This window comes from Antarctobacter heliothermus, from assembly GCF_900188425.1.
GTDB classification, from domain to species: domain Bacteria; phylum Pseudomonadota; class Alphaproteobacteria; order Rhodobacterales; family Rhodobacteraceae; genus Antarctobacter; species Antarctobacter heliothermus.
In genome coordinates this window covers 1-10,889 of the sequence record NZ_FZON01000094.1, presented here as the reverse complement: position 1 = coordinate 10,889, position 10,889 = coordinate 1, and the positions used below count along the sequence as shown (strand labels likewise).

At 63.1% G+C, this 10,889-nt stretch carries 11 protein-coding genes; 5 read left to right on the top strand and 6 right to left on the bottom strand.

All coding sequences use genetic code 11. The features are described from left to right. Together CHB90_RS24630 and lepA are read right to left on the bottom strand one after the other, a co-directional pair. A partial coding sequence (locus CHB90_RS24630) for a transposase (protein WP_170941030.1) occupies window positions 1-262 on the bottom strand: 262 nt, incomplete at its 3' end. Between the two features lie 287 nt (window positions 263-549). After that, window positions 550-2,355 (bottom strand): translation elongation factor 4, encoded by a 1,806-nt coding sequence (gene lepA / locus CHB90_RS24625; protein ID WP_089280370.1) that lies wholly within the window; start codon window positions 2,353-2,355, stop codon window positions 550-552. A 154-nt stretch (window positions 2,356-2,509) separates the two neighbouring features. On the opposite strand from lepA, the gene CHB90_RS26880 reads away from it, so the two are divergent. Continuing rightward, window positions 2,510-4,042 (top strand): hypothetical protein, encoded by a 1,533-nt coding sequence (locus CHB90_RS26880; protein ID WP_212591652.1) that lies wholly within the window; start codon window positions 2,510-2,512, stop codon window positions 4,040-4,042. Between the two features lie 163 nt (window positions 4,043-4,205). Here the strand turns inward: CHB90_RS26880 and CHB90_RS24615 are convergent, their stop codons facing one another. After that, a complete protein-coding gene (locus CHB90_RS24615; protein ID WP_089280369.1) occupies window positions 4,206-4,826 on the bottom strand; it encodes a hypothetical protein in 621 nt (206 codons plus the stop codon). Window positions 4,827-5,044: 218 nt separating this feature from the next. Here CHB90_RS24615 and CHB90_RS24610 point away from each other — a divergent pair, with 218 nt between their 5' ends. The 3 genes from CHB90_RS24610 (at window position 5,045) to CHB90_RS24600 (ending at window position 7,419) form a co-directional block, all read left to right on the top strand. Beyond that, a complete protein-coding gene (locus tag CHB90_RS24610; RefSeq protein ID WP_089280368.1) occupies window positions 5,045-5,239 on the top strand; it encodes a hypothetical protein in 195 nt (64 codons plus the stop codon). Between the two features lie 69 nt (window positions 5,240-5,308). Further along, window positions 5,309-6,976, top strand: coding sequence for a tetratricopeptide repeat-containing sulfotransferase family protein (locus tag CHB90_RS24605; RefSeq protein WP_089280367.1), 1,668 nt, complete (start codon window positions 5,309-5,311; stop codon window positions 6,974-6,976). An 89-nt stretch (window positions 6,977-7,065) separates the two neighbouring features. Beyond that, on the top strand, window positions 7,066-7,419 hold the full coding sequence (locus CHB90_RS24600) for an arginine transporter (protein ID WP_089280366.1): 354 nt from the start codon (window positions 7,066-7,068) through the stop codon (window positions 7,417-7,419). A 36-nt stretch (window positions 7,420-7,455) separates the two neighbouring features. Here the strand turns inward: CHB90_RS24600 and cuyB are convergent, their stop codons facing one another. From cuyB to hisD, 3 genes are read right to left on the bottom strand one after another with little or no spacing between them, the layout of a single operon-like run. Further along, the gene (gene cuyB, locus CHB90_RS24595; RefSeq protein WP_089280365.1) at window positions 7,456-8,121 is read right to left on the bottom strand and encodes a cysteate racemase; all 666 of its coding nucleotides are present in this window, start codon (window positions 8,119-8,121) and stop codon (window positions 7,456-7,458) included. A 40-nt stretch (window positions 8,122-8,161) separates the two neighbouring features. After that, window positions 8,162-9,172, bottom strand: coding sequence for a D-cysteate sulfo-lyase (cuyA, locus tag CHB90_RS24590; protein WP_089280364.1), 1,011 nt, complete (start codon window positions 9,170-9,172; stop codon window positions 8,162-8,164). 5 nt (window positions 9,173-9,177) lie between these two features. Then, the gene (gene hisD, locus CHB90_RS24585; protein ID WP_089280363.1) at window positions 9,178-10,491 is read right to left on the bottom strand and encodes a histidinol dehydrogenase; all 1,314 of its coding nucleotides are present in this window, start codon (window positions 10,489-10,491) and stop codon (window positions 9,178-9,180) included. 205 nt (window positions 10,492-10,696) lie between these two features. Between hisD and CHB90_RS24580 the strand changes: the two genes are divergently transcribed. Beyond that, window positions 10,697-10,889, top strand: a 193-nt coding sequence (locus CHB90_RS24580; RefSeq protein WP_212591651.1) for a hypothetical protein, incomplete at its 3' end; no start/stop codon positions are given.

Below are 10,889 nucleotides of genomic sequence, written 5' to 3'. Positions count from 1 at the left end.
AGTCGAGGCCGACCAGGCTCAGTAGGCTTTCAACGAACCCGGTCGTCTGCCGGAGCGCCATGCCGAAAAGGACTTTCATCGTCAGGCATGCCTGGATCGCGGCGTCGCTATAGAGCGGCTGCCGGCCTCGCTTGCCGGTCGGCGGTGGCACCCAGACCATGTCCGGGTCGAACCAGATCGTCAGGGAGCCGCGCTGCTTCAGCGCTTCGTTGTAGGCCGGCCAGTTCTTGGTCTTGTAGCTCGGCGGGATCGGTCTGCTCATGCAGGACAGCTACCACGCTGGATTCACGAGATGAATCCCTCAACCAGCCTTTGCGCAACAAAGCCCCGCGCATTCAAAAAGACGTACGGTGCGCGATCTTTTTCTGGATCGCTTCTTGGGTTATTGTTGTAAACGGTATGTGTGTTCGAGCGCAACTCAACCATTAATGCCGAAGGTTGAGCGAGCAAAAGCTGCCTGTCAACGACAGCGCACCCCCTCACCCAGTGGGCACGCGGAACCTGCTTCGCAGAACCCGCTGCCGCCCACCCGCCCGGTAAAATGGACGATTACTCGTCCATTTTCAGGGCGGAAATAAACGCCTCTTGCGGGATCTCGACCTTGCCGAACTGGCGCATCTTCTTCTTGCCCGCCTTCTGCTTTTCCAGCAGCTTTTTCTTCCGGGTCGCGTCGCCGCCGTAGCATTTGGCCGTGACGTCTTTGCGCAGCGCCGACAGGGTTTCGCGGGCGATGACCTTGCCGCCGATGGCCGCCTGTATCGGGATCTTGAACATCTGGCGCGGGATCAGGTCCTTGAGCTTGGCGCACATGGCGCGGCCGCGCATGTCGGCGCGGTCACGGTGAACCATGGTGGACAGCGCGTCGACGGGCTCATCGTTCACGAGGATCTGCATTTTGACGAGGTTGTCCTCGCGGTAGCTGTCCATCTGGTAATCGAAGGAGGCATAGCCCTTGGTCACCGATTTCAGCCGGTCGTGGAAGTCAAAGACCACCTCGTTCAGCGGCAGGTCATAGACCACCATCGCGCGGTTGCCGACATAGGTCAGGTCCAGCTGGATGCCGCGGCGATCCTGGCACAGCTTCAGCACGTCACCCAGATAGTCGTCGGGCACGAGGATCGTCGCCTTGATGCGCGGCTCTTCGAGATGGTCGACCTTGGACATGTCGGGCATGTCGGCGGGGTTGTGCAACTCTAGCACAGAGCCGTCCTTCATGAAGATGTGATAGATCACTGAGGGCGCGGTTGTGATCAGCTCGATGTTGTATTCGCGCTCAATGCGGTCGCGGATGACCTCGAGGTGCAGCAGGCCCAGAAAGCCGCAGCGGAAGCCAAAGCCGAGGGCGGCGGATGTTTCCATCTCAAAGCTGAAGGAGGCGTCGTTGAGGGCGAGTTTCTCGATGGAGTCCCGCAGGTCTTCGAATTCGGCGGCGTCGACCGGGAAGAGGCCGCAGAAGACCACCGGGATAGAGGGTTTGAAGCCGGGCAGGGGCGTTTCGCAGGGGCGCTTTTCATGGGTGATGGTGTCGCCGACCTTGGTGTCGCGGACCTGCTTGATGGAGCCGGTGAAAAAGCCGATCTCGCCGGGGCCGAGTTCCTTGACGTCCTGCATGGCGGGGCGGAAGACGCCGAGCTTGTCGACGCCGTATTTGCCGCCCGTGCGCATCATGCGGATGTTGTCGCCCTTTTTCAGGGTGCCGTCCATGATGCGGACAAGGACCACGACGCCAAGGTAGGGGTCGTACCAGCTGTCCACCAGCATTGCCTTGAGCGGGGCATCGGGATCGCCGGAATGGGGAGGCGGCAGGCGCTTGACGATGGCCTCGAGCACGTCGGGGATGCCGACGCCGGTCTTGGCGGAGATCAGGCAGGCGTTGGAGGCGTCGATGCCGATGACGTCCTCGATCTGTTCGGCGATGCGTTCGGGTTCGGCGGCGGGCAGGTCGATCTTGTTGAGAACTGTGACGATCTCATGGTCGGCGTCGATGGCGGTGTAGACGTTCGCCAGCGTCTGCGCCTCGACCCCCTGTGTGGCGTCCACGACCAGCAAGGAGCCCTCAACCGCGCGCATGGAGCGGGAGACCTCATAGGCGAAATCGACGTGTCCGGGGGTGTCTATGAGGTTGAGGATATAGGTGTGGCCGTCCTGCGCCGGGTAATCGATGCGGACGGTGTTGGCCTTGATGGTGATGCCGCGTTCGCGCTCGATATCCATAGCGTCCAGCATCTGGGCCTTCATGTCGCGTTCGGCGACAGTGCCGGTCAACTGGATCAGCCGGTCGGCCAGGGTGGATTTCCCGTGGTCGATGTGGGCGACGATGGAGAAGTTGCGGATGCGGGACAGGGGTGTGCTCATGTCCTGCGATATGCTGTGGATGAGGAGTTTGGTCAAGGTGGCAAGTTGTTGACAAAGCGCTGGGGGCCAAGATGATGACGAAATGGAGTTTCGGGCTGCTCTTTCAGTTTTGGCATTGGTCGTAGCAGTCCTTAGCGGATGTCTGTACGCGCTGATGCGCTATGAGATTGCAGGACCGGTCCTGTTGGTGCCTCTGGTCGCCTTGGTTGCATGTATGCTGGCGGCTATCTTGGTCATATGGACGGACCGTCGACAGGATTGGCTGAAGGGCCACCTGAAAAGGCGAACTTACAACCAGGTTTACCTGGCTCTCATGAAGCCCCGGCTGGCGCGTCTACTGGCCTGGACGGGTGGAACCATGCCCAAGGGGAGGGATGATCGATCTGTACTCACAGTCGTGCGCGACACACTGACAGCGCGGTTGTATGATCGCGCGTTGCTGTTGGCTGTGGCCTATCCGTTTCTGCTTATCTTCGGGTATTGGGCGGCCACCGGCGCGGATGGAAAATTGGGTGATACCGTGATCCTCCCGGCAGAGCCGCGCGACTGGGCGCGGGTCGTGACGATGTGTCTGATTGCGTTTGTGTTGGTTTCACCTTTACTGGAGAAAGAGACGGCAGCCTCTCGGCGACCGCTGATCCAAAAGGTCGCCGAGAGGCTGCCGTCAGGTTGGGTGACCGTTTTCGCAGTCGCATTCGCAGGCGCATTCGCATTCGCAGTCGCAGTCGCATTCGCAGTCGCATTCGCAGTCGCATTCGCAGTCGCATTCGCAGTCGCATTCGCAGGCGCAGTCGCAGTCGCAGTCGCATTCGCAGGCGCATTCGCAGGCGCAGGCGCAGTCGCATTCGCAGGCGCAGTCGCAGTCGCAGTCGCATTCGCAGGCGCATTCGCAGTCGCAGGCGCAGTCGCATTCGCAGGCGCAGTCGCAGTCGCAGTCGCATTCGCAGGCGCAGTCGCAGTCGCAGTCGCAGCGGATGTTCTTCAGCGACATGGGAGGGCACCACTGGCGCTGGCTCTTGCGACGTTGACGGTCGCCATCTCCGCTATCGCCAGTATCGTTTTTTTGCCTTGGACTGGGATGGACGCCGATGTGCCCGGAGTATTCCTTTTCCTGGCTATTCTTCCGTTGTTGAATGCCATTCTGGATACGGTGTCCTATTCCGTCACGCTGGTTCTTGCGCAGTTGGGTTTACGGCTTGGTTGGGGCGCACTGATCCTGGGCATTCTGGATTTTATTGTTGCCGGGGTCATGTTTCTGTTGCTGGGGATTGTTCTTGTCGTGACAGTTGCGGCGATGAATGTGGTTTCCGGCATCGACTTTGTCGATCTGGGAACAGTTCTGTCGCAGGTGCAGAATTTCAGTGAATACTGGTGGCTTTATGCCATGTTGTTTTCGACCGTGCTGCCGACAGCCTTGCACGCGGTTGTGGCGGCGTTCAGCCTGCAAGCCATCGTTCCCCTGTCATGGCGAACACGGCTATTGCAGCAGATTGAGGCGCGCGACGAGGACGCAGTGTCGGCCTCTTTGGCGGCGTTAAAACTTGGTTTGATCTGGTTTTGGGCGTTACCGATGCCATTTATATTGATCGGAGGCGCTTGCTATTATGCGCGTGGTTGGCTCGCCCCTTTGGGTGAGCGATATCTTTCCATTTTGTATTGGGCCGCCAGCCAAATTGGAGCAATCTGATCAGCAGGGCGGCGGGGTGAACCCCGCCCTACGGATTGGATGGGGTGGTTTTTTCGGGTGGCGGGGTGGTGGGTTGGAAACCCACCCTACGCGGGGTGGTGCCGGGCAGACCCCCGGCCTACATCTGGGTGGCGGGGGCTTGGCGTGCGTCTTGTGAGACGCCTCAGAAATCCCGCCGGAGCGGTGCGTTTGAGGCCCAGTCGGTGCGGTCCATGATGTAGGGTGTCTTGCCGTGGTCGACGGCCCATGTCTCGACGATGAACTCTTGGCCGGTGTCTTGCTGGACAATCGAGGCCACCGTATGCGTCCAGAACCGGCGCGTCATAAAGCCGATGGTGACGCGTTGGCCGGGGCGGTGAAAGCGCAGCAGACCGGCGTCGTCCAGCAGCGCGAGGTAGACGGCGGTGTTGACCATCTCATCGACGCAATCCTGCGCCTTGCCCGCCAGTTGCAGCGTCGAATAGGCGAGGTCGGAATTGTACCCGGTCTTGGCACCCACCATGACCTCCAGCCGTCGCAGCGCCTCGGCGAGGGCGCGGCGCTCTGCCCCCGCAGAAGGGGCGCGGCGGATGAGGGGGGCGCGTGCCTTGGCCCATTCTTGCGGGCTGAGCGAGACGGCGATGCGTTTGCTGCAGTTGTGGCTGCCGCAGGTGTAAAACGCCTCGGGGCGCGGATCGGCGGTGCCGAAGTTTTGCCGCGCGCGGTCGAGACTGCCGCTGTCCACGGCGCAACCTGCCACGGTCAGTGCGCAGAGAAGGGATGTCAGATAGGCGGTGTGTGACATGGCAGACCCCTGTTTTCTGGAGAATGTCATGGCAAATCATGTCAGAGGGGGCAACGACAGAGCGACCGCACCGGCGCACATCAGGGGTATTCGCGGTGTGTGTTGACCCTGCGCAACAGCCCCGCAGGTCAGGTATTCCATGAGGAGGTATCCCTGACTGTGGGGCGGCATCGGGTGGCGGTAAGGTTCATGGAAATCAGCCCAAAAGGAACCAAGCCATGATCCGCCCGCTCTTGATTGCCGCTCTTGTCCTCAACCTTGCCTCGGCAGAGGCCATCGCCGGTCCAGCGGATCGCGATACCTCTGCCAAGTCCCTGACCGCGCAGATTGACGGGTTCCACGGTGCTTCGGGCACCGGCAAGACCGTGCACGGCGGGTTTGCCAGCGACGGGGGCCTGGGCACCACGCGCTGAGCGCGGCTCTGGCAACGTCTTCTTTACCTTGCACCGTCTAGGGTTCCCCCGAACATAGGAGGCAAATCCATGGCGACGGTCGAAACGGCACTGGCGCGGGCCAAGGCGCATGTGCGCAAGGGGGATGTGGCGCAGGCCAAGACCCTGTGCCGCGATGTGCTGGCACGGTATCCGCGCAACGCGCGGGCGCGGACCCTGTTGGCGCGGTTGCCAGAGGCGGCACCCTCACAGGAATTGCTCGAAAAACTGGTAGCGGCGCACAAGGCCGGTCACTCGATGCTGGTGGCCGAACAGGTGGCGCGGCTGTTGCCGATCTATCCCGACAGCTATGTGCTCTGGCAGATCCACGGCGGTGTGCTGCTGGAACTGGGGGCCTTTGCGCAGGCAGAGGAGTCGTTGGCACGGGCGGCGGCGTTGCGGCCCGATCTGGCAGAGGCGCGGGTGAACCATTCGGTGTCCCTGCGCGCAACCGGACGCGGTGTAGAGGCAGAGGCGCAGGTGCGCGCGGCGCTGGATCTGGACCCTGACCACGCGGGCGCGATGATGGAACTGGCGTCGGTGCTGGCGGATCGCGGTGATCTGCCGGCGGCAGCGAACCTGTGCCAGGCGGTGATCGCGGAAACCCCCGAGGTTGCGAGCGCGCACAACATCCTTGGCGTCGCGGCCTACGAGGAAGGGCGGTTTGCCGAGGCACAGGCCAGCTATGAACAGGCGGTGGACATTGCCCCCGGATTTGCCGAGGCGCACCGCAACCTTGCCGCGATCAAACCCTGGACAGCGGAGGACGCGCAACTGGATCAGTTGCGGACGCTGTACGATGATCCGGCAGTGTCCCCGATGGACCGGGCGCGGATCTGCTTTGGCCTGTTCGATGCATTTGACAGGCTGGGGCAACCCGATGAGGCATGGCCGTATTTGAAAGAAGGAAACGCGCTGCGCAAGGCGTTGATGGCATACGATATATCGCAGGACATCGCACTGTTCGCCACATTGGCGGAGATGGATGTCGCGCCATTGACGCGGGTCGATCCTGCGCCCGTAAAACCGATCTTTATCCTTGGGATGCCCCGTTCTGGCACCACGCTGACAGAGCAGATAGTCTCAGCCCACGGGCAGGTCACTGGCGCGGGGGAACTGCCGCTGCTGGCCGATCTGGCGCGCGACTTTCTGGAAGGTGCGCCGGTGACAGAGGATCGCCTGCTGGCAGTGCGCCGGGGTTATCTGGCGGGACTGGCAGCTCATGCCGAAGGCGCGCGCCATGTCACCGACAAGATGCCCCACAACTTCTGTTTCCTGCCGCTGATCTGCGCCGCCTTTCCAGAGGCGCGAATCGTGCATGTGGTGCGGGACGCGCCTTCGGTGTGCTGGTCGAACCTGAAGCAGTATTTCACGGCCTCGTCGCTGGGCTACTGCTATGATCTGGACGACGTGGTTGCCTATCACGGGCTGTATCGCGACTGGACCGCGCGCTGTGAGGCTGCCTGGCCGGGGCGGGTGCGGCGGCTGGACTACGCCGCGCTGACCGCTGACCCCGAGGCAGAGACGCGCGCCCTGATTGCCGATCTGGGACTGGATTGGGACACGGCCTGCCTGTCGCCGCAGGACAACACGCGCGGTGTGCACACGGCCTCGGCCGGGCAGGTACGGCAGCCCGTCTATCCGGCGCAGACAGAGGCCTGGGTGACCTATGCGCCATGGGTTGGCACGGCCTTTGCCGGATTGCGCGTGGATTCTTGAAGCTTTGCGCCGTTTGGCGCATGATGCCACCTGAGGGCAGAGCCGGGGGAGACGGAAAATCCGCATCCGGGCATTTAGAGACAGGTGAGATGAAACAAGCAGTTATTCTGGCTGCCTGCCTCGGGCTTGCAGCCTGCGGCGGCGGAACAACTTCAAAACGCAGCTATGGCGCGGCGCCGCAGGTGCGCGTGTCGTCAGGCCCGATTGCCGATGCCTGCCTGCGCGCGGGCCGGTCAGGCGCGACGCGGCAGCGATGTGGCTGTGTGCAGTCGGTGGCGAACAGCGATCTGACGTCTTCGGACCAACGGCTGGCGGCGACATTCTTTGCCGATCCGCACCGGGCGCAGGAGACACGGCAATCCGACAATCCGCGCAATGAGGCGTTCTGGAAACGCTACAAGGCGTTTGCGGCGCGCGCGGAATCCGCCTGCCGGGGAACCTGAGACCGGACCTGAGACTGGACCGGAGCGGGCGGGCGTTTAGTCCTGTGTGGCATGGGCAATGATCCGGTCCACCAGACAGTCCAGACTGTCCGTCCAGGCCACGTCTGGCGGCAGCAGCGGCGCTGCAAGCGACAGTTCGGTGCAGGCAATCAGGATGTGATCGGTGCGTTCCTGTAACCGGCGGGCCTGTTCGGTGAAGGCGGGCAAGATCTGCTCCGCCGGGGCACCGGCCTTGATGGCGCGGATCATCTCCAGCAGCGGCCCATCGTCGGGCGGCGCGGTAAAGGGCGCGTCGAGATAGTGATCGAAAACGCCGGTCAGACGCGTGGCGGGTGAGGCAAGGATGCCAATGCGGCCCTTGGCCTGCAGCGCGGTGGCGGTTGCGGACAGCATGTCGAGAAAAGGCAGATCGCAGGTGGCACGAATGCCGCCTGCGTAGTGGTGCGCGGTGTTGCAGGGCATGGCCAGCGCGGTTGCTCCCGCCGCCGCGAGATCGCGGGACATGTCCTGCAACACTGGCAACGGCGAGGGGCCGGTGCCCTCGATCAGCGCGGCGATCCGCGACGGCACCGCCGGATTCTGGTGAACGATCAGCGGCACATGGTCCGAATCGTCCTGCGCGGGAACCGCATCCAGAACCTTTTGCATGAGCAGGATGGTGGCCTGTGGCCCCATCCCGCCCAGAATGCCCACAGGCCTCATGCCGACCTCTGAGGGGAGGCAAATTTTCGGCGAAAATTTGTCACGCGCGCGATTTCACGTCAAAGGCATGGGTGTAGCCGGTCAGGCCGATCGCGCCGCCGGTGTGCAGGAAAACCACCCGTTCGTGGCTTTTGAAATTGCCCTTGCGGATCAGATCGATCAGCCCTGCCGCGCCTTTGGCGGAGTAGACCGGGTCCAGCAGGATCGCCTCTGTCCGGGCGAAAATATCAATCGCCTCCAGCGTGCTTTCCGCCGGAATGCCATAGCCGGGACCGACATAATCAGTGTTGGCGATCACATCCTCACGCGAGACCACACCGGGGCAGCCCAGTTTTTCCGCAGTTTTGACGGCGAGGTTGAAGACGTTTTCCTCTTGTTTGGGTTTGGGCGCACGCACGCCGATGCCCAGCAGCGGGATTTGCGCATTCATCGCCTTGAGACCGGTGATCAACCCGGCCTGTGTCCCGGCAGAGCCGGTGGCGTGGACGATGTGATCCACCTTCAGGCCCATTTCGACAAACTGGTTCAACATTTCCAGCGCGCAGTTGACGTAGCCCAGCGCGCCGGTGGCGTTCGACCCGCCGCCGGGGATGGTGTAGGGCTTGCGGCCCTTGGCGCGCATCTGGTCGGCCACGGCCTCCATTTCCGCGTTCATGTCCAGATCGGGGCCGCGATGTTCGATCGACGCACCGTGCAGCACGTCCAGCAGGACGTTGCCGTTATAGCGATAGTTCTCGTGGTTGTAGCCGGTGCGGTCCTCCAGCAGAATATGACACTCCAGCCCCAGTTTCGCCGCCGCCGCCGCGGTCTGGCGGGCGTGGTTGGATTGCGTCGCGCCTTGGGTGAGGACGATGTCGGCGCCCTGATCCATCGCCTCGGCCATGAGGAATTCCAGCTTGCGGGTCTTGTTGCCGCCGGTCGACAGGCCCGTGCAATCGTCGCGTTTGATCCAGATTTCCGGCCCGCCCAGCAGTTCGGACAGGCGCGGCATCGGTTCCAGCGGGGTTGGCAGATGGGCCAGACGGACGCGGGGGAATTTGGCAAGGTTCATGAAGATCAGCTTTCGTTGGCGACACAGGCGCGAGGGGTCAGGGTGGCAAGGCGGGCTTCGGCCGTCAAGGCGTGGCCGGTCATGCCTTCGGCGCGGGAAATGACAGAGGTGGCGCGGGCCAGCGCGGGCAGCGCCTCGGGTGTGGCGCGTTGCCATGTGACGGTTTTCAGGAACTTGTGGACCGACAGCCCGCCCGTGTAGCGCGCGGCCCCGCCGGTGGGCAGGACGTGGTTGGGGCCCGATGCCTTGTCGCCAAAGGCCACGGTGGTGTCGGCCCCCAGAAAAAGCGAGCCATAGGCGGTCAGGCGGTTCTGCCACCACGGCAGGTCGGCGCATTGGACGTGTAGGTGTTCGGGCGCGTAACGATCTGATTCGGAAGCCATTTCCTCACGGTTGTCGCACAGGATGATCTCACCCATGGCGTCCCATGCGGCGCGCGCAGTGGCGCCGTTTTCGCCGTCGATGCGGGCGCAGGTTTCGGGCATCAGGTCTGCGACTCGGCGGGCCAGCGGCTCGTGATCGGTGATCAGCCAGCAGGGCGAGGTCGGCCCGTGTTCCGCCTGACCGGCAAGGTCGAGCGCAACCAGCGCCGGATCGGCGGTGGCATCGGCCAGGATCAGCACGTCGGTCGGACCTGCGAACATGTCGATGCCCACCGGACCGAACAACTGGCGCTTGGCCTCGGCCACATAGGCGTTGCCGGGACCGGCAAGCACATCGGCAGGTGGCGCGCCGAACAGGCCATAGGTCATGGCGGCAATGCCCTGCACGCCGCCCAGGCAGAGGATCGTGTCGGCCCCGGCCAGATGCATGGTGTACAGTGTGGCCGGGTCGATCCCGGTGGCGGTGCCATCGGGCGCACGCCGCGGCGGCGCGCAGGCGGTGACATGCGGCACACCCGCAGCACGGGCGGTCGCAATGGTCATCAATGCCGAGGCAATGTGCGCATAGCGCCCGCCCGGCACATAACAGCCCGCCGCGCCGACCGGCAGGCTGGATTGTCCCGCGACAAGGCCGGGATGCAGTTCGATCTCGACGTCGCGCAGCGAGGCGCGCTGCGCTTCGGCAAAGCGGCGGATGTTGTCATGCGCATAGTCCAGCGCCTGTTTCAGCGTATCGGGAACATATTTCGCCGCCTCTTGAGCCTGCTCGGGGGGCACGACAATCTCGCCGGTCCAGCCATCCAGCCGTTGGGCGTAATCGCGTGCGCTGTCTTCACCCCCTGTTTTCAGCCGGGCAAGCATGATCTGCACGGTGTCGGCGACATCGGCCTGAGCGGCGGGGGGCAGGCCGGGGGCGGATTTGATCAGGCGAGGCATGCGTTTTCCTTGACGTGGGGGTGTATCTTCACAAAAACGGAAACTGTGGCTGCGGGGAGTCTGCGATGTTGATGAAAGGCGTGACGCTTCGGGGCCTTGAGCCCGGCTTATTCATCCAAATCAGGGGAAATAGCTGGCGTGCCCGCGAAAGCTTTGTAGAATCAAGCTGCTAGACAAAATCCGACAGCAGCCATCGGAGCACGCCATGGGTGAAACGCTACAGCCGGTCGCCACGAGCTTCAACAGGTCCCTGCGCGTCGAAAGCCGTGCCGAGCGGCTGACCGGTGATGCCGGTGCCGTGGTGCTGCGCGAGATCATGGAGCGCAGCGGCATCGTCGAATGGATGGTCCCGCAGCTGACCGATCCGCGGCGTCAGGAAGATGTCGTCCATGACCTCG